At 57.8% G+C, this 23,831-nt stretch carries 18 protein-coding genes; 5 read left to right on the plus strand and 13 right to left on the minus strand.

Annotated elements, in window-relative coordinates; translation table 11 throughout:
- Positions 1-13 precede the first annotated feature (13 nt).
- The 13 genes from Q0915_RS23135 to Q0915_RS23195 all read right to left on the minus strand — a co-directional run bounded on the left by Q0915_RS23135 (position 14) and on the right by Q0915_RS23195 (position 17,621).
- Positions 14-967: a hydrogen peroxide-inducible genes activator gene (locus Q0915_RS23135; protein WP_299479537.1), complete on the minus strand. Its 954-nt coding sequence runs from the start codon at positions 965-967 to the stop codon at positions 14-16.
- Positions 968-1,048: 81 nt separating this feature from the next.
- Positions 1,049-2,845, minus strand: a complete 1,797-nt coding sequence (locus Q0915_RS23140) for a tetratricopeptide repeat protein (protein ID WP_299479540.1) — start codon at positions 2,843-2,845, stop codon at positions 1,049-1,051.
- 27 nt (positions 2,846-2,872) lie between these two features.
- The gene (locus tag Q0915_RS23145; RefSeq protein WP_299479543.1) at positions 2,873-3,829 is read right to left on the minus strand and encodes a hypothetical protein; all 957 of its coding nucleotides are present in this window, start codon (positions 3,827-3,829) and stop codon (positions 2,873-2,875) included.
- Between the two features lie 34 nt (positions 3,830-3,863).
- Complete coding sequence (locus Q0915_RS23150; RefSeq protein ID WP_299479546.1) at positions 3,864-4,256, minus strand: DUF4150 domain-containing protein; 393 nt, start codon at positions 4,254-4,256, stop codon at positions 3,864-3,866.
- A gap of 11 nt (positions 4,257-4,267) precedes the next feature.
- A complete protein-coding gene (locus Q0915_RS23155) occupies positions 4,268-5,338 on the minus strand; it encodes a pentapeptide repeat-containing protein (protein ID WP_299479549.1) in 1,071 nt (356 codons plus the stop codon).
- Positions 5,335-8,322 (minus strand): DUF2169 domain-containing protein, encoded by a 2,988-nt coding sequence (locus Q0915_RS23160; RefSeq protein ID WP_299479552.1) that lies wholly within the window; start codon positions 8,320-8,322, stop codon positions 5,335-5,337. Before Q0915_RS23160 ends, Q0915_RS23155 begins: the two co-directional genes overlap by 4 nt.
- A 60-nt stretch (positions 8,323-8,382) precedes the next feature.
- Positions 8,383-9,087: a DUF3540 domain-containing protein gene (locus tag Q0915_RS23165; RefSeq protein ID WP_299479555.1), complete on the minus strand. Its 705-nt coding sequence runs from the start codon at positions 9,085-9,087 to the stop codon at positions 8,383-8,385.
- Positions 9,088-9,528: 441 nt separating this feature from the next.
- Positions 9,529-10,392, minus strand: coding sequence for a metal ABC transporter permease (locus Q0915_RS23170; protein WP_299479558.1), 864 nt, complete (start codon positions 10,390-10,392; stop codon positions 9,529-9,531).
- Positions 10,392-11,285: a metal ABC transporter permease gene (locus tag Q0915_RS23175; RefSeq protein ID WP_299479561.1), complete on the minus strand. Its 894-nt coding sequence runs from the start codon at positions 11,283-11,285 to the stop codon at positions 10,392-10,394. Before Q0915_RS23175 ends, Q0915_RS23170 begins: the two co-directional genes overlap by 1 nt.
- The gene (locus Q0915_RS23180) at positions 11,285-12,157 is read right to left on the minus strand and encodes a manganese/iron ABC transporter ATP-binding protein (RefSeq protein ID WP_299480585.1); all 873 of its coding nucleotides are present in this window, start codon (positions 12,155-12,157) and stop codon (positions 11,285-11,287) included. The genes Q0915_RS23175 and Q0915_RS23180 overlap by 1 nt, the downstream gene beginning before the upstream one ends.
- 108 nt (positions 12,158-12,265) lie before the next feature.
- Positions 12,266-13,168, minus strand: a complete 903-nt coding sequence (locus Q0915_RS23185; RefSeq protein WP_299479564.1) for a metal ABC transporter substrate-binding protein — start codon at positions 13,166-13,168, stop codon at positions 12,266-12,268.
- Between the two features lie 159 nt (positions 13,169-13,327).
- Positions 13,328-14,242, minus strand: a complete 915-nt coding sequence (locus tag Q0915_RS23190) for a response regulator transcription factor (RefSeq protein WP_299479567.1) — start codon at positions 14,240-14,242, stop codon at positions 13,328-13,330.
- Positions 14,232-17,621: an ATP-binding protein gene (locus Q0915_RS23195; protein WP_299480588.1), complete on the minus strand. Its 3,390-nt coding sequence runs from the start codon at positions 17,619-17,621 to the stop codon at positions 14,232-14,234. Before Q0915_RS23195 ends, Q0915_RS23190 begins: the two co-directional genes overlap by 11 nt.
- Positions 17,622-17,902: 281 nt before the next feature.
- On the opposite strand from Q0915_RS23195, the gene urtA reads away from it, so the two are divergent.
- The 5 genes from urtA to urtE all read left to right on the plus strand — a co-directional run bounded on the left by urtA (position 17,903) and on the right by urtE (position 23,668).
- Positions 17,903-19,186, plus strand: a complete 1,284-nt coding sequence (urtA, locus tag Q0915_RS23200; protein WP_299479570.1) for an urea ABC transporter substrate-binding protein — start codon at positions 17,903-17,905, stop codon at positions 19,184-19,186.
- A gap of 177 nt (positions 19,187-19,363) precedes the next feature.
- Positions 19,364-20,983, plus strand: coding sequence for an urea ABC transporter permease subunit UrtB (gene urtB / locus Q0915_RS23205; protein WP_299479573.1), 1,620 nt, complete (start codon positions 19,364-19,366; stop codon positions 20,981-20,983).
- The gene (urtC, locus tag Q0915_RS23210; protein ID WP_299479576.1) at positions 20,980-22,218 is read left to right on the plus strand and encodes an urea ABC transporter permease subunit UrtC; all 1,239 of its coding nucleotides are present in this window, start codon (positions 20,980-20,982) and stop codon (positions 22,216-22,218) included. The genes urtB and urtC overlap by 4 nt, the downstream gene beginning before the upstream one ends.
- 4 nt (positions 22,219-22,222) lie before the next feature.
- Complete coding sequence (gene urtD, locus Q0915_RS23215) at positions 22,223-22,969, plus strand: urea ABC transporter ATP-binding protein UrtD (protein ID WP_299479578.1); 747 nt, start codon at positions 22,223-22,225, stop codon at positions 22,967-22,969.
- Between the two features lie 3 nt (positions 22,970-22,972).
- Complete coding sequence (gene urtE / locus Q0915_RS23220; RefSeq protein WP_299479580.1) at positions 22,973-23,668, plus strand: urea ABC transporter ATP-binding subunit UrtE; 696 nt, start codon at positions 22,973-22,975, stop codon at positions 23,666-23,668.
- Positions 23,669-23,831 lie beyond the last annotated feature (163 nt).

A 23,831-nucleotide genomic window follows, 5' to 3' on the forward strand; every position in this document is an offset into this window, starting at 1 on the left:
AGCAGCCGAACAGCTATTCGGCGGCCTGACTGCCAATATCGGATAGGCGTGCGTCCTGAATGGCCTTCGCAAGCGCTTCGATATCCTTTTCGCGCACCGTTCCCGTGCGATAGACAAGCCCGATCTTGCGCGATGGCACCGGGTCCTTGAACTGTACGATTTCAAGGTCGGGATTGCGGCTTTCCACCTTCAGCGCCATTTGCGGAAGCAGAGTTTCTCCAAGACCGTTGGATACAAGCTGAATGACGGTCGCCAAGCTGGTCGTTCCAAGCGCGGGCAGCTGTACGTTCTGGCTGACACCACAGTGCAACAGCGTGTGTTCGCGCAGACAATGGCCGTCTTCGAGCAGAATCAGGCCTCCCGGATCGACCGCGCGCGGGTCGAGACCGTTTGGCTCGATCTCATCGGAGCCAAACGTCACCATTGGTGCGGTGTCGGTGGTCCCCCGCCGGCGCGCCAGGACCAAAGGATCTTCAAATAGCGGTACCACGGACACATCGGGCACATCGACCGGAAGGGCAAGCAGCAATGCGTCGACTGCGCCGACGGACAGCTCTTCAAGCAAAGCCTTTGTGCGTGTTTCCCGTATCTCCAGGTTCAACTGAGGATATGCCGACTGCAATCGCGGCAACAGGGCCGGCAGAAGATAAGGGCCAATCGTCGGGATCACCCCCAGACGGAAATTTCCTGTCAGCGCCGGCCCGGCCCTTGACGCGAATAATTCAATTTCGTGGGTCTGCTGCAAAACCTTGCGCATGCGTTCGGCGATCTCCAGACCAGCCGATGTCGCGTCGAACGTGTCACCATTTCGATTGTAGAGGGGCACCTCGGCGCCACGCTGGAACTCTTCAACCTTCTTCATCATTGCCGGTTCTGAGACGGAAAGATGCCGCGCGGCTTCGGAGACGCTCCCAAGTCTGATAAGAGCCTCGAAATACGTCATGATTTTGAGCGTGATCTGGGCCACTTTGTCCTCGTCAATTGAAACTCGACGCCCGTCGTGCCACTCATGGCTTAACTGTTTATTTACAATATTCGGCGCCGGATTTCATGACAAATGCGTGTCGATTTCCGATGAAAGTGCACAAATTGCATCTTTCCAGGTCGGATCGATCGGGCCGACGACCCGCTTCACAGACGGATACCAGATGCTCTCAGCGCCAGTGCCCGCCCAATACCATTCATGATTTTCCGGCAGAACTGCAACGCCTTTGCGGCCCAGCGCACCGGCAACATGAAGTGGAATACCATCCGGGCCGACGACGAGATCCAGGCAGTTAACCACGTTGACAAGATCTTCCAGTCCATCGAGCGCGACACCCGCGTCAATCGCCTCCGGCCAGATGCGGAGTTGGTGCCGGGCTTCATCGAACTGAAGACTGACGGGAACAATTGGCTTGCCGGCAAAAACCTGCATCAGATGATCGATCTGAAACCCGGGAGTCGTCCCTTCCCAGAAAACACCGACAAGCGGTTTTTCACCTTGCGGCAACGCCTGTCGCCATTCGTTCTGTCGGCCGGGATCAGCAGCAATGTAGGGTTTGAAACCTGCCATGTCGGGAGCATGAAGACAGGTTCGCGCCGCGAGATCAGCCAGGAACCCGTCGTCCAGTTTTTCGCCGCGCTGCGGTTCCTCAGTTACGAAATCAATCCTTGAGGACGCTGTCAGTTTTCTCCAGACGCCGTCTATCAGCGACGGGCCGGATCTCGTAACCGGCCCCACGTCCGCCCAGGCATTTGCAAATCGCATCAGGACGAGTTCGTCCAACAGCGGCGTGCGACCGGGTAGCCTCACATGCAGCGGGGTTTTCGGGCGCTCGGATGAAAGTTCTCTGCGCTCGCACCAAGATACCCAGGCTTCTTCAGAACGCCCAAGCGCGTGCAGAGCTTCTTCATGCAGACTGTGGATCACCCCGCGCGCGCCGGCATCTTCCGGCAGTGTTCGGCACATCTGATCGATCTGTTGCCAGGCACCAGCCCTTTTCAGGATTTTGAGGAAACCGACAATCCGGTTCGCATCCGATGGCGCCTTGCGCAGCCACGCCGCGCAGCCGGCCAGCGCCTCGGCAACCTGGCCGCGGGCAATTCCAATTTCAGCAGACTGCAAAACAACCGGTGCGTAGTCGGCAAAACGGCTCCTGAAACGTTCGATCAGCTTTTGTGCATCGGCAAGCGCGCCGGCACTTTGATAGATTCGCGCCAGAACAACCGCCGCGTCGGGATCCTGCGGCGCAAGGAGGTGAGCCTTTTTTGCCAGATCACCAGCATCTTCGAAATTTCCCGCGAGGGCGCTAACCTGGGCCAGGCCCGAGAGTGCACGTACATGATCGGGGTCGATTGTAAGCGCCTTGTCAAACAGCGCGGTTGCCTCGCTGATCCGCTCCCGCGCCAATTCGAACGCGGCGCCTGCAACCAGGACATCCGGGTTGCCGGGTTTGAGCCTTGATGCCTCCGCAAGCCACTTTGCCGCCTGGCGCGTATCGCCGGCCTGTTGATGGATCTGTGCGAGCAGAAGCACCGCGGGGAAGAAATCCGGCTGCAGCACATTGGCATCCAGCAAATGTGTGATTGCGTCGGGCACACGGTTTTCCAGCAAAGCGAGGTTGGCCATGTTGGCAAGAACCAGCGGGGCACCGGGGTTCTTGTCGTAGGCGCTCTGCAGGCAGCGCTTTGCATCGGGAAGCCGACCCGCTTTCATGTTTAACGCAGCCTTGGAAACCAGTGCCCTCACCTCGAGCGGATGGCTTTCCAGAATCTGATCGACCAGAAACTCGGCATCTTCAAACCTGCCTTTTTCGATCAGTTTTTCAGCTGCATCGCATTTTTCCGGAGTTGTCAGGTTCATTTTGGATGCTTCTGTTTCGAGCCATTGTCAGGACATGATCTGCAATCCGGTTGCGAGCTTGACCGCTGTTTTAGACAGGACCGCGCTTGCATCCGTTATTTCGAGCGCATCTCTTGTCTTCACCTCCGCAAGAGCTCTCGAAACCTCGATATCCGTCATGTTCATGTTGAGGTAGGAAACTTCAATGTCGATCCGGGTGTAGCCCATGGTTATGGCGCTGACTTCCATACTGATATTGGAGACCGAAATGTCGAGCAGCAGGCTTATGTCGATGCTGATCGAAAAGGCGAGAGAAATCGTCCCTGCGATCTTGAATTCAAAAGACCCGCCGTAATATTCCTCCGTCGTCCATCCGCCAAAACGGCTGTGCGTTGTTCCCGTGGTCACGTCAATCGCATCCGCGAAATTCGTCTCCCACAAACCTTCGCTGGAAATCTTGGCGTAGTGGCTGCTGCCAACCGCGAGTTTCACACCTTCGTCGCTTTCGATATCAACCTTGTTGTCGGACTTCAGCCGGATATCCTTGGTCGCGTTCGGCTGGATGTCCGTATAGCTTCCGGTTGATATCGTTATGCTTTCACCCGTTTGCCGGCTTAGCCCTGTGGTGTTGACATCGTTCGTCCCGGAAATCGTCGTCGTGCTGTTTCCGTCAACGGCACTGGTGACATTGCCAGCGATATGAATGTCGAGATTGGACTTGTACTCGTGATAGGCATCCTCGTTGACGGTGAAGAACAGGCCGCCTGTGGTTTGTATCAGGACACCCCGGGACGCACTGGTCATATTTGATGGTGACCGGTCGCCTTCCTCGGTGGCGTTATATTGGCCAATCCGCAGGAAACTGCTCGTGTCCTTGGTCAGAGACGACGCGTCTGCCGATGCGCTGCTGGCATCCGGGATCAGAACGGTCGCGTTCAATTCGTCAGCCGTGTCGCTCTGCGAAACGACATAGTCTGCGTCGTCGACGGTCTCGCTGCCTGACATGCCGGTCTCCTTTGAGGTTTCGGGGTTGGCTCGACTAACTCAGCACCAACACTTTGCATTGGCTCGGTGTCAGGGTCGTTCCTACCGAATTGGTTGAGTTCTGCATGGTGGTATCCAGAAGCCGAGTCGCCGGTGCGGTGCTGAAAAACGTCTTGAACGATCCAAGCAGATGACGGCTGGGTCCGATGATGGTTCCGGAAGCCACGCCGAGCGCCGTGCCTGCCTCGTCTCCGCTTGTGATCGTGCTGGACGTCAGGAGGTTGTGGACGGGTGACGCGGTAATGAAGATGTTGAATACATTCGGTACCGCGGTGGTCGATGTCGCTATATTGACAAAGGGCGTTGGCACCGGTCCGGCAGGGGTCGTGATGTTGCAGACATCAACGATGCCAAGGCTCATGGCTCCGAGGCTGGTATTTGCGAACATGCGCGTCTCCTTCAGTCAGCCAGCGCGACGGTGCGCGGATCGTAGATTTCCCGGATCAATCGTTCATCATCGGTCCTGCGGATCGAACCATGTGCTCCTGCCGTCAAGGCGGAGATCACACTGGCATTATGAAAATCAGCCATATCCAGCCTGGTTCTCGACATGTCGGCGCCATCCAGGTTGCAGTTCGAAAAATTCGACAGGCTCAGATTGCCGCCCGAAAAAACGGTGCCACGGCAGTCTGCCTTGTCGAACTGGGCTTTCGAACACGAGCTTTCGGACAAATCTGCCATGCGCAGATCGCTGCCGTTGAAATTAGCCATGTCGAGCCGCGCCCCGGCAAAAACGGCATGCTGCAAGTCCGCTCCGTTGAAAATGGTCATTTCCGCAATTGCCTCGGCAAAGGAAACGCCCTGCAGGCGGCTCCCGGCCAGGATGCTGCCGGACAGATCGGCACGTTCGAAAAGACAGCCTGACAGGTCGCTCTCGATGAAGCCGCACTTCATGACCGGCGTATCGGAAAAATCCAGCGCGCTCAGATCGCAGTTGATGAACATTGCCGACTGCAGAATGACATCGTCGAACTCGGCATCCGACAGATCGGCTCCCACCAGCACAGTTCCTTCGATGAGCGCATCGGACAGAACAACGGTTCCGGCGGTGCAATCAACCATGGCGCTGTCCAACAGGGCCGCACCGCTAATGTCCGCCCCGTCAAGGACGACGTTGATGAACTGGCTACCGACGATGTTGGCGCCACCCAGGCTGGCACCCTCCATGGACGTTTCGACGAAGGATGTCTTTTCAAACCAGCACCCAACCATTTCTGCCCGAGCCAACCGTGATTTGAAGAAAACGGCCTGATCGCTCTTGAGGCCATCGAAGTGTGCGCCTTCAAGATTGCATTCGGTAAAGACGCAGCGGGATATGTCAGTACTGGTCAGGTTCGCCCCGGAAAAGTCGGTGCGCAGGAACACTGCTCCAGCGAGATTCATGCCCGAAAGATCGCAGCCGGCAAAGTCTGCGTCGATAACGGGTGCCTCATGCCGGACGAAGTCGGAGAGGTCGTCGAGCGTGATCATGGCCGCGCCTCCATATTGGTGAAATGCAGGTTCGAGCGCGTGAGATCGGCGAAGGCAAGAACGGCCTCGGACAAATCCGTCTGGTGGAAATTCGCAGCGCGCAGGCTGCTTTGCGTCAGATCAGCTGCGTGCAGACTGGCATTGCGCAGGTTAGCACCGAACAAATCCGCGCGCCGGATTCTGGAAAAGGCGAAAAGACTGCCACGCCAGGATGAAAGGCGCATATCCGCAAGCTCAAGATCAGTGCCGGCAAGATTGCATTCTTCAAAGATGGCGCCGACGAAGGCGGTTTCACGCAAAACCGCGTCTTGAAACCCACACTTAAACGCACGTGCGTGTGAGAAATTCGTTCCATGCATGTCGGTTCCCCCGAACCAACCGCATTCTTCTAGGTGCGCTTTTTCAACCGCCGCGCTCTTGAAACTGACTTCCGCGAACGAGACTTTCGTCAAAGCAGCTCCCGACCAGTTGGAGCGATCGAGCGTACAGGACAGGAAACTGGTCTTTTCCAGGTTTGCATTGTCGAACCTGACCGCGTTCAAGTCGGACTGCAGAAACGAACAGTCTTTCAATATGGATCCGGCAAAGCGCGTGTTTGAAAAACTGCAATCGACAAAGGTACAGTTCTCAAAGGTAGCGCCTGCAAAATCACATTCCGAAAAGTCCGCCTTGAAGACAGTCATGTCCTTGAGCAAGGCGTGCTCGAAAGCAGCCTTTGCGGCATGGACACCGCTCAGGTTCGCTCCCGAAAAATCGGCTTTTGTGCAATCAACTCCGGCGAGATACGCCCCCGTGAACACCGCCTGTTTGCAGATCGCTCGGCGCATCGGCGATCCGGTAAGGTCGCAGCGCTCCAGAAAACCGCCCGTGAGATCCGCGTCATTCAGGCCCAGACCCGCGATCTGCGCACCTGCAAGATCCCGGCCCGCAATTGAACCACCTTCTTCCAGAAACGACCTCACAAATGAACCCAGGAGGCCCGCTGCTTCGGAACCAACCGGTTCCAGCGGTGCAATCGCTTCTACAGCGGTCCTGCGGGCGGTCGCAAGGGCACCTTCCAGTCCATTCTCGGCCACGTTCAACTGGCCTTGCGCGGAGCCGATGACCTCACCGGCGGCGGGACTGGAAGAACTGTTGCCTGTGATTGCGGCAGTCAGGGTGTCTATGGGAGACCCTTCGTCGCTATTCACGGCAGCCGGGAAGGCACGTGCCAGAAAGTCATCAAGCGCCGCATTTTCGGATTTCACCGGCTCATCGGTATTTACGACAGACGCGCTTGCAAGCTGTCCCTCGTGCGCCTCAGAAAACGGACTCGCAGGAACTGTGTCCATCAGGTTTTTCGCCGACGATAACAGTCCGCCGGAAGGTTCTTTCAGGAACCGTGCCTTGGCTTTTTCGAACACAAGCGCCGGGTCGGGTTCTGGAGGCGCTTCCAGCGCCGACTTCGGTGCGTTCTCAAAGTCCTGCAGTATCTGGTCGAGCGTTTGTTGCGGGAGGAGCTTTTCGAACGAAGGCAGGTAGCCCTTTTCCGTGCTGGCGCCGTGGCCCAGGGCTTCCATCTCGTCGAGGCTTGCCGGCGGGACATTCGGCGGCGTGACACCGATCTGTTTTACCAGGCCGAAGATTTCGGCATTTGCCATGTCCGACTTGAGCTCGGCTTCGCGGCGCAGGTCCTCCACGTCCGACATAAGCCGCGCAATGTCCACGTCGCCACGCTCAATGTCATCCTTGCTGGGCAGCGCAAGCGGCTTGATCTCAGGCTCTTCAATCGCAGGTACGAGCGTTGTTGGAAGACCTTGTTCGCTGAAGAGACGCTCAAGGCGCCACTGACGGCTCTCTGTCCATTTCGTTTGCCGGGCTTCCGCTGCTTCGCGGCGGTCCTGCTCGCGGCGCTCGATCTCTTCCGGGGTTTCGGATGGCGACAACTGACCATCGGCCAAAAGATACTTGTGCGCTTCGTCAGGTTCGGTCCGCAGTCTGAACACTTCCCGATAATGATCGGCCGGCTTTGGTTCGTGGCGGATCCGCTCATACCCGATCATAACATCGGTGATATCCCGGCCATCGCGATCGTTGACGGGTATAACGCCGCGGTGAACGACCACACCTTTGAGTTCAGATCCGAAGATCCAGACAGTGTCGGTATGCATCCTAACTTCACTCAGACCGGCCTGCGAAGAGGCGCTGCGGACAAAAGTGCGCGCGCGCAGACCCGGCAGATGTGACTGAATGTCGGGATGGCGCGCCGACATGCCGACAACGCGTATCGGTTCATCGCCCGTAAAATAGGACTTGGCCTGCTGACCCGCCGGCGCCGCCATGAAAAATTGCGGATTGAAATCAGTCGGCCAATCCGGCATCCGATGCTCAACCCAGCCCTTGTCATAGGTTCCCGCCAGTGCGATGCGCGCCGGGTCATCCAATGCGATCGGGCCGACAAGGGCGGGAGCCGGTCGATCGGCAATCGAGACAATCTCCGAGCCCGCGATTTCCACATTCGGCAAGGGCAGATGCGGTATCGCCCCGCCCAACTCCAGCGCGTGCGCACCCTGCCCGGCAGGATTTGGCGCAAATCCGTCACCGCCAAAGGCACGTCCGGGTGTCAACGGCATCTCCGTGAAGGGTACCGGCTCGGAGAATGTCGGACCCTCAGGCCCTGTTTCCCAATAACGATCGCCAAAGACGGAAAGATACCGGCCCAAATCTCCCACTGAGACGGCAACATGCAGGGCGCGAACCGCTTCCCCGGACATGGCTTTGCCGGCAATCAAAAACTCGCCACGCGGTTTGGGATATGAAGCGTCGAAGACCGCCCCTTCCGGCAATTCCTTGGCAACAAGGGGCCACATTGCGGTCTCCGCCAGGATGTCATCCGGGTTCAGAAGATCGAACATCGAGAACGTGGAGACAACAAACAGACCCGCCCCTTCATGAGGCATGGTTTTGGTCAGGAGGCCAAGACGCTGGGGCTTTATCACGCGCATCGCAGGGACCCGGGAGACAGAAGGCAGGCATACAAGGTAAAATTCAACAACTGCATGGCGCTAACCCATGGTGATCCGCTTGCCATCCATGCGCACGTCTTCCTTTGCGACAACAATCGCCGATCCCGCCTGGCTGATTGCGACCGTTTCTGCCTGTGTTTGGATCGACCCCGCTTTCAGCTGGTCTGTCTCCGTAACACTGTCGATACGATGCTGCGCACGCGTTGACGTCATGTCGTAAGTCGCGAGGAGTTTACCCGCCTGCGTCATGATCTCTTTCATCGAAGTCACGAGTTTCCGGCCAACCATCGCGACCTGATCACCGCTCATCAGCAGGTTCTTGAACCGGAACGCGATCTCGCCAGCGGATGCATCCAGGCGCTCGTCTGCCTCCAGTTTGAGGCTGCCCGCCGACAAAACAGCTTGTTGTGGTGAACCGTCAGTACGGGAAAGATCTATCTTCAGATTTCCATCGGCCTCCGCCTCCCGGCGCAGCACATCCGTTATGAAGGCTCCCTCGCCGGTTTCCATAAGCACGACGATGTCGCCAACTTCCGGCGCGACGAGACAAGACACAGCTCTTGATGCGATAATCGAACTGCCGGTGGAGAGGACCTCAAAGGACGCCGCGTGTTTCGACACGATCTTCCCGGTTGTCCGGGTGACGGATGCTTCCTTGACCGACGGCACGATGACGCTCAGAAGATCGGTCTCTACAGCTTGCGGTGCGGCCTCAAAAGCCCTGCTGATTGCCTGTCGTCCCAAAACCAGCCTCCCATCCCGTCTTCATCTCTTGCAACGACACTCTCTTTGAGAGCATCGCGTTTTCTGACTGACCGATAGCAGATAGTCTTTTCAAGTTTCTAAACGTCAGGGAAATTGTTGCACGAAACCGGTCATGCGAAATTCAATCTCCGCGCAAAGCCTGTGCTGAATTCGCTATATGTTTCCATGAGATAGAACTAGCTGATTAATTCGAGCGCTCGCATTGCCATGGGCGTCTCACAGAATCCAGCCAATCGGTGGTTTCCGGGCTCCCGCCGCTGCCACCGCCGGTTTGACGGTCAGGTGTTTGAAGGCAATTCACGACAGCGGGATATTTCTACTTTGAAGTGAGCCCGGGCCAGGACGGCACGGTAGAAGCTTGATCGCCACGCTGCTGTTTCTCATTTGGGGCCACAAGAACCTCACGAACCTGTGGCCTGGTCAGACAGCTTCCCCGTGACTGTCCGAAACGCGGTTCAAGGACGTTCTGCGGGTTACCGCAAGACGCCTTGCGAATGCCGCGAGAAAAACACCCGTCAGGATCAGGATGATCGTGGGAGCCGGGGCGCTGTCGAGGAAGAAACTGGCATAAGTTCCAGCGAGCATGGAAGCCATGCACACGATCACCGACACCCAGAGCATTGTGCCGAACGTACGCACAAGCAGAAAAGCGATCGCCCCGGGGGCGATAAGTAAACCGATTGCCAGGATGAGGCCGGCCGCCGACAGAGTTGCAACAATGGTCAGCGACAGCGCGGCCAGAAGTCCGCAGTGGAGCATATTGACCGGAAGACCCGAGGCCTTGGCCTGTGCGGCATCGAAACTTTGCAGAACCAGGTCTTTCCATTTCAGGACCAGGCCTGAACCGACGATCAGCGCGATAATGCCGGCCGTCAGCAAATCCTGCGAGCCGACGCCGAGCATGTTGCCGAAAAGGATGTGGTCCAGATGGGCATTTGTCTCGATCGCCACGTAGAGCACGATGCCGAGACCGAACATGCCGGAAAACACCACTCCCATGACCGTGTCCTGCTTTACCCGGCTGTTGCCGGCGAGATAACCCGTCGCCAGTGCGCAGATCATTCCGGCTGCGAAAGCGCCGATCAGGAGCGGAATACCGAGAATATACGCAACCACGATCCCGGGAAGGATCGCGTGGCTGACCGCATCGCCCATCAACGCCCAGCCTTTCATCACCAGAAAACAGGACAAAAGCGCCGTGGGTACCGACACGATGATGCAGATCAGAAAGGCGTTCTGCATGAACGGAAACCTGAAGGGCAGCAAAAGCGTCTCAAGGTCCATCAGACAGCCTCTCCGCTCTTTGCCGCAGCTGCATCACGCCCGCCCTTACGCAAGGCAGCAGCGGCCTTGCGCCGTGCAGCCAGCAGGCCATGCTTGGGCGCAAACAGAAAGACAGCCAGAAAGATGAGCGTCTGGAGCGTGACGATGATGCCCCCCGTCGCACCATCAAGGAAATAGCTGACATAGGCTCCCGTGAAGCTCGTCAGCGCTCCGATAGCGACGGAAAGTGCGATCAGGCGCGGGAAACGGTCGCACAGAAGATAGGCCGTTGCACCGGGCGTCACCACCATGGCGATGACCAGAAATGCACCCACGGTCTGCATCGCGGCAACGACCGACGCGGACAGAAGCACGAAGAAGACGGCCTTCAGAAGCCCTGGGTTCAGACCGATGGAGCGCGCATGGTTCTCGTCAAAGAACGTCACCATCAGGTCTTTCCACTTCGCGAGCAAAACCGCCAGCGAGACGAAACCGATGATAGCCAGCTGCAGCGTGTCCTCGGGCGTGATCGCCAGAATGTTGCCCATGGTGATGGTCTGGATTGAGACCGACATCGGATTGACCGATACAATGAAAAGTCCAAGCCCGAAGAAAGAGGTAAAGATCAGGCCGATTATGACATCGGCCTTTAAACCGGACCGTTCCGACAAAAACAGCATCGCACCAGCTGCCAAGCCTCCGGCAAGGAAGGCACCGAGAGAAAACGGGAGGCCAAGAATGTATGCGCCGGCAACACCTGGAACGACCGAGTGGGACAGGGCGTCGCCGATGAGAGACCAGCCTTTCAGCATCAGATAGGCCGACAGAAAGGCGCAAACGCCGCCGACCAGTGCCGAAACCCACATGGCGTTGACCATGTAGTTGTAGGAAAACGGTTCCAGCAGCAGATCCATTACTGGCCGCCCTCGGTGGTCTGTACCTTGTCACCATACTGCACGAAGGGGCGCTCATCGTCTGTCAGGATCGTTACCTTGCGTTGGTCTCCATCCGTGTGCAGGGTTTCGTCGGAAATGGTGAAGTGGCGCAGAACACCGCCGAATGCCTGCTCCAGATTCTCACGCGTGAAGATCGTTTGCGTGGGGCCATAGGCAAGGACCGTTCCCTTCACCAGAACAGTGCGGTCGCAAAACTCGGGCACTGAACCGAGATTGTGGGTGGACACCAGCATTACTCTGCCTTCGTCCCGAAGTTCCCTGAGCAGCGAGACGATCTGCTCTTCCGTCTTGACGTCAACACCGGTGAAGGGTTCGTCGAGCAGAATAACCTGTCCATCCTGTGCGAGGGCGCGAGCGAGAAAAACGCGCTTGCGTTGGCCGCCCGACAATTCGCCGATCTGCCGATGGCGAAAATCCTGCATGTTGACACGTTCAAGTGCGAGACCCACCGCCTCGTGGTCAGCGGGTTTCGGCCTGCGCAGAAAACCCATGTGGCCGTAGCGGCCCATCATGACGACGTCCTCGACAAGGACCGGAAACGACCAATCGACCTCTTCCGACTGCGGAACGTAGGACACGAGGTTGTCGCGGAGTGCTTCCTTCACGGGACGATCCAGGATCCGGATATTACCGTGTGCGGCGGGAACAAAACCCATGATCGCCTTGAAAAGCGTCGATTTTCCTGCACCGTTGACGCCTACAAGTGCCGTAACCGTTCCGCGCGGAATGGCAAAGCTGGCGTTCCACAGCGCCGTGTGACCGTTCCGGTAGGTTACGGTGACGTCCTCGGCGGAAAGTCCGCCGGCATCCGCTGTCACGGTCGCATCCATCTCCGGGTCCCTGACGATTTGCAGCAAAGCTCACTCCATTAAAGAGCACTATTCAACACAGAACAATTTCAAACCCACCGGCATCTGCCGGTGGGTTGTTCTTCTTCATCAATTCGCTGCCGACTTGAGGCCTTCAGCAACGGTGCTCGCAGTCACTTCCAGAAGATCCAGGTAGGTCGGCACCTTGCCACCGGCTTCGCTCAAGGAATCCACGTAGAGTTCACCGCCGTAGCTTGCACCAGTTTCACGGGCGACCTGCTTTGCCGGTGCCGTGTTGACGGTACTTTCGCAGAAGACGACCGGAATTTCGTTCTCCCGCACACCGTCGATCACTGCGCGCACCTGCTGCGGTGTCCCGACCTGATCGGCGTTCATCGGCCACAGGTACAGTTCCTTCATACCGAAGTCGCGCGCGAGATAACTGAAGGCACCTTCGCAGGTGACGAGCCAGCGCTGCTCTTCGGGGATTTCAGCAACGGCTTGCCGCAAAGGTTCGATGGTGGCGCGGATCTTGTCCTTATAGGCCTCTGCGTTTTTCTTGTAGCTCTCTGCGTTGGCCGGATCCTGGGCGGAAAAGGCCGCGACGATATTGTCGATATAGATCAACGCGTTGTCGAGACCCATCCAGGCATGCGGGTTCGGTTTGCCCTCATACGATCCGGATCTGATGGCGATCGGGTCGATGCCATCCGTCAGGGTGGCGGCGGGGACATCGCCGAGATTGGAAAGGAATTGCTCGAACCAGAGTTCCAGGTTCATGCCGTTCCAAAGGATCAGATCGGCATCGGATGCGCGCACGATATCCTGGGGCGTCGGCTGGTAGCCGTGAATTTCAGCGCCCGGTTTTGTGACCGAAACCACCTCTGCCGCCTCGCCGGCAACATTACTCGCAATGTCGGCGATTACAGTGAAGGTTGTCACGACCTTCATCTTGTCTGCCGCCAGAGCGCCTGGCGCAAAGACAGCCGCAAGCGCCGTCACAGACGCGGCCACACCGAGTTTCTTGAGCATTGAGATCTCCTGAAAGCACTTTCAACTTTTGCAATTCGTATTGCAAATCATTTGCAACTGTCAAGTTTATTGCGAACGATTTGCATTAAAATCTCGTAACACCGGGTGAACCAGGGTTCCGGTCCAAAAAAGGAGAAAGGCCGATGCGTCTGGCGCGTCTTAGAGAGCATAGATGATTTCGGCAGCCCTGACCGCCGCCGAGGCGCGATTTTCAACGCCGAGCTTTATGAAGATCTGCTCAAGGTGCTTGTTGACGGTGCGCGGCGACAAGCCAAGGATCTCGCCAATGTCCTTGTTCGATTTGCCTTTCGCAATCCAGATCAGCACTTCCGCCTCGCGCTGCGTCAGCGTGAACCGTTCCTGCAGGGCCTTGACCTGACCGGCTTCATCTTCTGCGGTCACGCGAAACAGGTTCTCATCCGGCCCGACCCGTCCGAGCGGATGCAGTTGGACGGCGAGGTTTTCCGACAGCCCCAGCATGAAGCTCTTGTGATAAAGGCCTGACGGTTCGGCTGTTTCGAGCCACTCGCCGAGCGCCCGACCCAATTGCAGAAGGCTCTCTTCCGCGTTGCCTGTCCTTTCCAGCAATGAATGGATCTGCGGCGTCGACCAGAGAACGCCTCCTTCGGACGTCACCGCGACGAGGTGCCGACCCGCCGCATCGAGCGCCACATGTGCGCTTTGCACGGACCTGGCGTTTTTCAGATGGACCTTGATGCGGGCTTTGAGTTCGTCGACATCTATTGGCTTTGTCAGAAAATCGACGCCGCCCGATTCCAGCGCTTTGACTATATGCTCCGTTTCGGAGAGCCCGGTCATGAAGATCACCGGAACGTGCTGCAAGGAAGCGTTTTCCTTGATCCGCCGGCAGGTCTCGAACCCGTCCAGGCCCGGCATGACGGCGTCCATCAGGATCGTATCCGGACTCACCTTGTCGCAGATCGCCAGCGCTGCCTCGCCGCTGGTCGCGACCAGGACGGCAACGCCGGTCTTTTTCAGCGCTTCGGTCACGAAGCCGAGCGTCTCCGGACTGTCATCCACCACCAGGACCGTATCGCGGCGATCATCCGTCATGAGGTTCCAATTCGTTCAATACATCCCGGTAGGCATCGAAATCGAACCGGTTGAGGTATCCGTGCAACGTGTCGACAAGGGGCTTGTTTTCGGGAGCATCCGCGAGTTCGGCAAGCTTTGCCTCGATGCCCTCTACATAACCGATTTCCGCCAGAGAGATCAGGTCCGCAACATGCTTGGCGCCCGGTGACTGCAGCCGGTCATCAGTCGTTTTTTCAGGCTCGTCCGACTGCTGTTTTTCGGTCCAGCTTAGACCCATGTGCTTTTGCAACAGGTCTAACAATTGACCGATATCGAACGGTTTGGCGAGCGTTGCATCATGGAGTGCGGGTCCGTCGGGACGCAAAGCATGATCGCCAATATTTGCTGACAGCATGACGATAGGTGCGAGTTCGTCCTTGCGGCGAAGCGCTTCGGCAAGTTGCCAGCCGTTCATGCCCGGCATCAGAACATCAATCAGGTAAAGATCCGGCTTCAGGTCACAGACACCGGACAGACAGGCGTCGCCGCTTTCCGCCTCCAGAATCGTAAACCCGATCGGCTTCAGGATATCTCTGACGAGCCCGCGGTGGTCGGGATTGTCATCGATCACCGCGATTGTTTTGCGTGGCCCCAGATACCCCCTCACCTGACGCTCCAGGCGCACAACGTCAATCGGCCGGTCGACTGCAGACAACATGAGCCGCACCTCGAATGACGCGCCTTTGCCCGGCTCGCTCGAGAGCGCGATGGCGCCGCCCATTGTTTCGGTCAGGAGCTTGGTGATGGTCAGGCCGAGACCAAGCCCGGGCACTGCGCGGTTGCTCAGCGCCTTGCTCCGCCCGAATGGCTCGAACACCTTGACCTGTTCCTCAAGCGCAATGCCGGGTCCGGTATCGGCGACAACAAAGCTGGCAACCTGCGACCGGTACCCGACACGAAACGATACATTACCGGTGTCTGTAAATTTGATCGCATTGGACAGGAGATTAACGAGAATCTGGCGCAGGCGTTTTTCGTCGGTTCGCACGAACACAGGCAGGTTGGAGACTTTTTCAAAGTCGAAGCCAAGTCCTTTTGCGCTTGCCTGCATCTTGAACATGTCGACGATCTGATCAAGAAACTCGTGAATGTTGATTTCGTTCGAATAGATCTGCAGCCGCCCGGCCTCGATACGCGATATATCCAAAAGCCCGTCGATCAAACCCGACAGATGCTCGGCGCTTCGACGGATGGTGCTGACTGCGGGTTTACGTGCCACCGGCAGGGTTTCATCGCGTTCAAGGACCTGCGCGTATCCCAGGACTGCATTCAGCGGCGTTCTAAGCTCGTGGCTCAGGCCAACGACATACCGGCTTTTCGCAAGGTTGGCAGCTTCGGCATCTTCTTTTGCCTTCTGCAGCGCCGCGTCCGTCACGCCGTGGGCGTCGATCTCCTTTTGGAGCAATGCGTTCTGACGGGCAGATTCTTCTTCGGCGACCCGCCGTGTGTCATGCGCGAGCACCAGGAACCAGCAGGCGATGCCCGCAACAATGGTGAATACAAAAAAGATCAGCGTCACGGTCTGAGCAATGATCCCTGTGGGATCGCCGAAACGGCTTACCGCCTGGGCGTAGATAATCCACAGCACAAGGCCGATGCCGGTAATCGAAAAGACCGATGCCAATGCATACCGGCCCAGCCGGGAGCGGAAAGAAGCGAGCACTCTTTCAGGAAGGAAGAGAGACGCAACGCTAGCGATCTGAAAGGAAACGCGGGCCTTTGGTTTGCAGGAATCGCGGCAACGCGCGTCGAGCGAACAGCATAGCGAACAAATCGGTGCCTGATACGCCGGACAATATGCCATATCCTCCGGCTCGAAAGGATTCTCGCAGATGGAGCATGCGATGTGCGATTTGCTCTGCCAGCTGATACGCGGCTTCCGTGCCAGGTAGTAGCGCCCTTTGGTTGCGAATGCGATTAGCGGCGCTGTCACGAAGGCTATCGCCATGGCGAGGAACGTTGCGAGCGCGCCTGCCGCGTCGCCGAATTGACCGAAATGCGCTGCCAGCGCGACTCCGGCCGCCAGCAGCATGGCACCTGTTCCCACAGGATTGATGTCGTACAGGTGCGCCCGCTTGAACTCGATGCCAGGCGGCGAAAGTCCGAGTGGCTTGTTGATGAAAAGATCGGCCGAGATTGCCGACAACCAGGCCATCGCGACAATGGAGAAGACGCCGAGCGTTTCCTCAAGCAGCTTGTAGATGCCGAGCTCCATCAGCAAGAGCGCGATCCCGACATTAAACACGAGCCAGACCACACGGCCGGGATGGGAATGGGTCAACCGGGAGAAGAAGTTCGACCACGCGAGGGAACCCGCATAAGCGTTCATGACGTTGATCTTCAGCTGCGCGACCACGACAAAGGCAGCCATGAGCAGAAGCACAACGGTTTCATTGGGTATCATGTATCCGAAGGCGACGGCGTACATGCGCGAAGGCTCATCGGCATGTTCAACCGGAACGCCATGAGAAAGCACAAGCACGGCAAGAAAAGACCCGGCAATCATCTTCGGCGCACCAAGGATCACCCAGCCGGGACCCGCCAGGAACAGCGCCAGACGATGGCGCCGGCGGGCAAAGTCTTCCGCTGGAAGGAAGCGCAGGAAATCGACCTGTTCGCCAATTTGAGCCATCAGCGCGAGGATGACGGCCGTCGCAGCCCCGAAGCTGATCAAATTGATACTGTCCCATCCGCCGGGCGTCGTTCGCGGCGCATTTGTAACCGGATCGATCCCGGAAAATGTCAGCCATTGGCCGACCGCCTGCCAATCGGTGAAGGCAATGAACACGAAAGGCAGAATGTTCAGGATGATCCAGAAAGGCTGTGTTGCGATCTGGAACCGGCTGATCCAGGTGATGCCATGCGTCACCAGAGGAATGACGGCGACCGCACTTATGATATAGCCGAGCCAGAGCGGCAGTCCGAAGGCAAACTCCAGCGCACTCGACATGATCGAGGCTTCGATCGCAAAGAGGATAAAGGTGAAGCTGGCATAGATCAGCGATGTGATGGTCGAACCGATATATCCGAACCCCGCGCCCCGGGTCAGAAGATCGATGTCGACGCCATAACGCATGGCGTAGCGGCTGATCGGCAGACCGACGATCAGCAGCACAAGGCTGCCGACCAGGATAGCGACAAAGGCATTCGCCGTACCGTGGGACAGCGTGATGGCTCCGCCTATCGCTTCCAGGGCCAGAAAGGAAATCGCGCCGATTGCCGTTTGCGAGATCGCGCGTGAAGAGAATCGTCTTGCCCCTTTCGCCGTGAAGCGAAGCGCGTAATCCTCAAGTGTCTGGTTATTGACCCATTTGTTGTACTGTCGGCGAATGGGCAAAATGCGTTGGCGGGCAGTCACCGGAACGATCCTGCCTTGTATTTCATCATCTGCACAGTTTTGCGGCATCCAGCCGTCTGCATTGCCCCGGATTCCCATTCTTTCTGCATAAGCGTTCCTACTCAGCACAATTCGTGCCGAACCGGCATGCACAGTGCCAAAGCACGGGAAAGGCGCCTTACGTCAATTGACGTATGTTGCGGCGCAGCGCTTCCGGCGCACGATCTCTCCCCGATGGCGGCAGTCCTTCCAGCCGTCCTGCACCGGCAGGGAACCGGTGTTTCTTATCAAGGGGAAATTACATGAAAAAAGCATTCACCAAATTCGCGCTGGCCGGCCTCATGGCGTCCACCATGATCGGCGGAGCAGCGGCGGAAGACACCATCAAGGTCGGTGTTCTCCATTCGCTTTCCGGCACCATGGCGATTTCGGAAACAACGCTGAAAGACGTCATGCTGATGCTCATCGAAGAGCAGAACAAAAATGGCGGACTTCTTGGAAAGCAGCTTGAAGCGGTCGTCGTCGACCCGGCTTCGGATTGGCCGCTTTTTGCTGAAAAGGCTCGCGAACTGATCGAAGTGAACGAAGTCGACGCCGTGTTCGGTGCCTGGACATCCGTGTCGCGCAAGTCCGTTCTTCCGGTCTTTGAGGAACTGAACTCCCTGCTGTTCTATCCGGTGCAGTATGAGGGTGAAGAATCCCAGCGGAACGTCTTCTATACGGGCGCTGCCCCGAACCAGCAGGCAATCCCTGCTGTTGACTATCTCATGAATGAGGAAGGCGTTGAGCGCTGGGTCCTGGCCGGTACAGACTATGTCTATCCGCGCACGACCAACAAGATCCTGGAAGCCTACCTGAAATCCAAGGGTGTTGCTGAAGAAGACATCATGATCAACTACACGCCCTTCGGACATTCCGATTGGCAGACGATCGTCTCCGACATCAAGACCTTCGGTTCGGCTGGCAAAAAGACCGCTGTTGTGTCCACCATCAACGGTGACGCGAACGTCCCGTTCTACAAGGAACTCGCAAACGCCGGCATCAAGGCGGAAGACATTCCGGTCGTCGCCTTCTCCGTTGGAGAAGAAGAACTCGCTGGTCTCGACACCGGACCGCTCGTCGGCCATCTGGCTGCGTGGAACTACTTCCAGTCCGCCGACACCGACATCAATGCCGACTTCATCGACGCCTGGCATGCCTTCATCGGTGACGAAGACCGTGTGACCAACGATCCTATGGAAGCGCATTTCATCGGCTTCAACATGTGGGTCAAGGCCGTTGAAAAGGCTGGCACCACCGACGCCGATGCAGTCATCGACGCCATCGTCGGCGTTTCCGTGCCGAACCTGACGGGCGGTTACTCCGCGATGATGCCGAACCACCACATCACCAAGCCGGTTCTGATCGGCGAGATCCAGGACGACGGACAGTTCGAAACTGTCTGGGAAACGTCCGGCCTGGTGGTTGGCGATGCATGGTCCGATTACCTGGACGGTTCGAAAGACCTGATCTCCGACTGGCGTGCACCGATGTCCTGCGGAAACTTCAACACCGCAACCGGCAAATGCGGCGGCTCCGGGTCTTAAGGGAGGAGACGGAGCCGGGGCGGGCTTGCTGAGCCCGCTCCCGTTCGAACGCACCAAGCGAACTGCCCTCACCCCCAACCCTTACCGTTTGCGGCAGGCGGTTGAGGGTGAGGCGAACTCCTTAAATCGAACCCATAAGTTGTCAATCATTCAGGCAACGAACAGGGCAAACACATAATGCCATTGCTTAGATCGCTTATCCTGCTGTTCAGCTTCATCGCGGGTCTCGCCAGTCCGGCATTTGCTCAAGGCGACGCCGAAACACTGCGTCCGCTGATCAACGAACTGGCCAAGGGAAAATACGCCGAGACGGAGCAGCAGATCGGAGCTCTGGTCGCAACCGGCGACCCGGCCGTTGCTCCTGCACTCAGAGCGCTCAGCGCAGGCGATCTCTTTTTCCGGAAATCAGACGGTCAGGTGTTCATTACCGAAAAGGCCGGCAAGTCCTACAAGCTCACCGACCCGCTGACGCTGGAAACCCAGGGAGAAGCCGGGCGTCGGGACGTCAAGAAAATCAAGGTCAACAACAAGCTGCGGCGTGTCATTCGTTCTGCGCTCGGTTCGCTGACCCTTATGGCTGCGGATCCGAAAGTGCGCCGCGCGGCAGCTGAAGCGGTCTTCAAGGCACAGGATCCGGACAGCATCGAGGCACTCGATACGGCAATCGCGGCAGAAACGGACGACGCGGTCCGGACGGTGATGGAACAGGCCCGTGCCGCGGCGGTCTTGAACTCCGACCTGGAAGAAGCACAGAAGCTCGCGGCCGTCGAAACACTTTCGGAGATGGGCAATAGGAGCGCGCTGTCACTTTTGATCAACGTCAGAGCGAATTCCGAGGGTGCGGTTCACGAGGCAGCCTCAAGCGCCATTACGACAATCGAAAAGTCCATCGCCGCCTGGGATTCAGCCCAGAATATCTGGTACGGGCTGTCGCTCGGCTCGGTACTGCTACTGGCAGCGATCGGACTTGCCATCACATTCGGCGTGATGGGTGTGATCAACATGGCCCACGGGGAGATGGTGATGATCGGCGCTTACACGACCTTCGTCGTGCAGGAACTGATCCGGACATCCGCACCGGGATTGTTTGAATATTCGCTCTTCATTGCCCTGCCCCTTGCCTTCCTGACGTCAGGACTGATCGGCGTCGGGATCGAAAGGGGCGTTATCCGCTGGCTCTACGGGCGCCCGCTTGAAACGCTGCTGGCGACCTGGGGTATCTCGCTCATTCTGCAGCAGGCCGTCAGATCACTTTTCGGACCAACGAACCGGGAAGTCGGAAACCCGGACTGGATGTCCGGCGCCTTCGAACTGGGCCAGATGACGATCACCTATAACCGCATGTGGATCATCGTGTTCGCGCTTCTTGTTTTCGCGGGCCTGATGCTCGTCCTGAAGAAAACGCCTTTCGGTCTTTATACGCGCGCCGTTACCCAGAACAGACGCATGGCCGCCTCCATGGGCATCCGGACGCCCTGGATCGACGCTCTGACATTCGGCCTCGGGTCCGGCATTGCCGGTATCGCCGGTGTCGCGCTCTCGCAAATCGATAATGTCTCGCCCAACCTCGGCCAGGGCTACATCATTGACAGCTTCATGGTCGTTGTCTTCGGCGGTGTCGGAAATCTCTGGGGAACGCTTGTCGGCGCGATGACACTCGGCGTGGTCAACAAGTTCCTTGAACCCTATGCGGGCGCCGTTCTCGGCAAGATCTTCGTGCTCGTCTTTATCATCCTCTTTATCCAAAAGCGTCCCCGGGGTCTTTTCGCCCTCAAGGGCCGGGCAGTCGAAGCATGATGTCGTCATTCCTCTTTCGCGCCATGGATGCCCGCGCAGGCGTATTCCTGGCGATCATGGCCGCCGTGATCATCCTGGTCCCGGCCTGCAATCTCTTCGTGCCGGAAGAATCGCCCTTCCACGTTCCGACCTATGCCGTCACGCTGATGGGCAAGTACCTGACCTATGCCCTGCTCGCACTGGCGGTCGATCTGGTCTGGGGGTATTGCGGCATTCTTTCCCTCGGGCACGCCGCTTTCTTCGCCCTTGGCGGCTATGCCATGGGCATGTACCTGATGCGCCAGATCGGGACGCGCGGTGTCTACGGCGATCCGATCCTGCCCGATTTCATGGTCTTTTTGAATTGGCAGGACCTGCCCTGGTACTGGTACGGCTTCGACATGTTCTGGTTCGCAGCCCTCATGGTGTTGCTCGTTCCCGGGCTCCTGGCCTTCATTTTCGGCTGGTTCGCCTTCCGCTCCCGCGTCACGGGGGTCTATCTTTCCATCATCACCCAGGCCCTTACCTATGCGTTGCTGCTCGCCTTTTTCCGCAACGACATGGGTTTCGGCGGCAACAACGGCCTCACGGATTTCAAGGACATTCTCGGCTTCGACATCCAAGCCGACACGACCCGTGCCGGGCTGTTTGCAGCCTCTGGCCTGGCGCTGGTCCTTTGCTTTCTTATCTGCCGGTCGATCACGCGGTCCAAACTCGGCAAGGTTCTTGTTGCAGTGCGCGATGCGGAAAGCAGGACGCGATTTCTCGGCTACAGGGTTGAACACTACAAACTCTTCGTCTGGACGCTTTCGGCCATGATGGCCGGCATTGCCGGCGCGCTTTACGTTCCCCAGGTCGGCATCATCAATCCCGGTGAATTTGCACCGGCCAACTCCATTGAGGTCGTTATCTGGGTGGCTGTCGGTGGCCGGGGAACACTGGTGGGTGCGGTCCTAGGTGCTGTGCTTGTCAATTTCGCGAAGACCTGGTTCACGGCGGCATTGCCGGACATCTGGCTCTTTGCTCTGGGTGGCCTGTTCGTCTTTGTAACGCTCTTCCTGCCGAAGGGGATCGTCGGAACGGTCAGTGACGGCTGGACTGCGCTGCGGCAACGCAGGATCTCTTCCGATTTCGGAGAAGGATCCGGTGATCCGCCGGCGCAGCCGCCACAGTCTCCCGCGGCGCAAGCAAACGTTCCTGAACCGGTTCCGGCAACATCGCGCGCCGGCGCAGTCCACCCCCAGCCTGCGGAATGAGATCATGACCAGAGCAACAAGCCTGCTTTATCTCGATGGAGTTTCGGTTGCCTTTGACGGGTTCAAGGCGCTCAACGAACTCTCGCTGACCGTTGCACCGGGTGAAATGCGCGCCATCATCGGCCCCAACGGGGCGGGCAAGACAACAATGATGGACGTCATCACGGGAAAGACACGCCCCGACAGCGGCGAGGTCTTCTTCAACGGCGCCATTGATCTGACTGGCGAAGACGAAGCGTCGATCGCCGAACTCGGGATCGGCCGAAAGTTTCAAAAACCGACCGTCTTCGAGAGCCACACGGTCTGGGACAATCTGGAACTGGCGCTGAAGGCACCCCGTGGACCTTTCGCGACATTGTTTCACGTGATCACCGGCGGTGAAAAAACGCGCATCAATCAGCTCCTGGACCTGATCAGGCTCGGCGACAAACGCAGTGAACTGGCGGCCAATCTCAGTCACGGACAAAAGCAATGGCTTGAGATCGGTATGTTGCTTGCCCAGGATCCGAAACTTCTTCTGGTTGACGAACCCGCGGCCGGAATGACCGATGCCGAAACGGCGGAAACGGCGGAGCTTCTGAAGGATATCGCCAAGGATCACTCGGTTGTCGTGGTCGAACACGACATGGTGTTCGTACGCGCGCTTGGTGTGAAAGTCACCGTGCTCCACGAAGGATCAGTGCTTGCCGAAGGCTCGCTCGATCATGTGTCCGCCAACGAGCGGGTTGTCGAAGTCTACCTGGGGCGTTGATTCATGCTGAACGTCGAACAAATTGACCTTTACTACGGTGCGGCACAGGCGCTTAAAAGTGTTTCGCTGACAGCTGAAACCGGGAAAGTAACGTGCCTGATGGGCCGTAACGGTGTCGGCAAGACCTCAACGCTGCGCGCCGTTGCCGGCCAGCACGGAATTTCCGCCGGGAAGATCATGTGGGACGGAGCCGACATTTCGTCCTTGCCCGCCCATGCGCGTGCACGCAAGGGCATTGCTGTGGTTCCTCAGGGACGCGAAATCTTCCCGCTGCTTTCGGTCAAGGAAAATCTCGAAACAGGGTTTGCCCCGATCAGCCGCAAGGAACGGTACATTCCCGACACGATTTATGAGCTGTTTCCGGTTCTCAAGGATATGTTGAACCGCCGAGGGGGAGACCTTTCCGGCGGACAGCAACAGCAGCTTGCGATCGCCCGCGCCCTCGTAACCCGGCCGAAACTGCTCGTGCTGGACGAACCGACCGAAGGCATTCAGCCCTCCATCATCAAGGATATCGGGCGCGCAATTGCCTGGCTCCGGGATCAGGGCACGATGGCGATCGTGCTCGTCGAACAGTATTTCGAGTTTGCCCGCGACCTTGCCGATACCTATGCCGTGATGGATCGTGGCGAGATCGTTCTTTCCGGAACGGGGAGCGACCTGTCGGAAAACGAGGTCCGGCGCTTCCTCACAGTTTAACTCCACCGAAGCGAACCCGTGGAAACCATACGGCACAGCAATGCGCCGCAAGCCCCCTTTATGGGTAGAAATGAGATCTCTAGTCGTGCTAGGGGCTGTGCAGCTTTAAAGCTGCCGAACAAATCGAGATGCTTTTGATCCCCTGTTTGCCGGGTCTGCATTT

Origin of the sequence: uncultured Roseibium sp. (assembly GCF_947494555.1) — a bacterium.
Lineage (GTDB): Bacteria > Pseudomonadota > Alphaproteobacteria > Rhizobiales > Stappiaceae > Roseibium.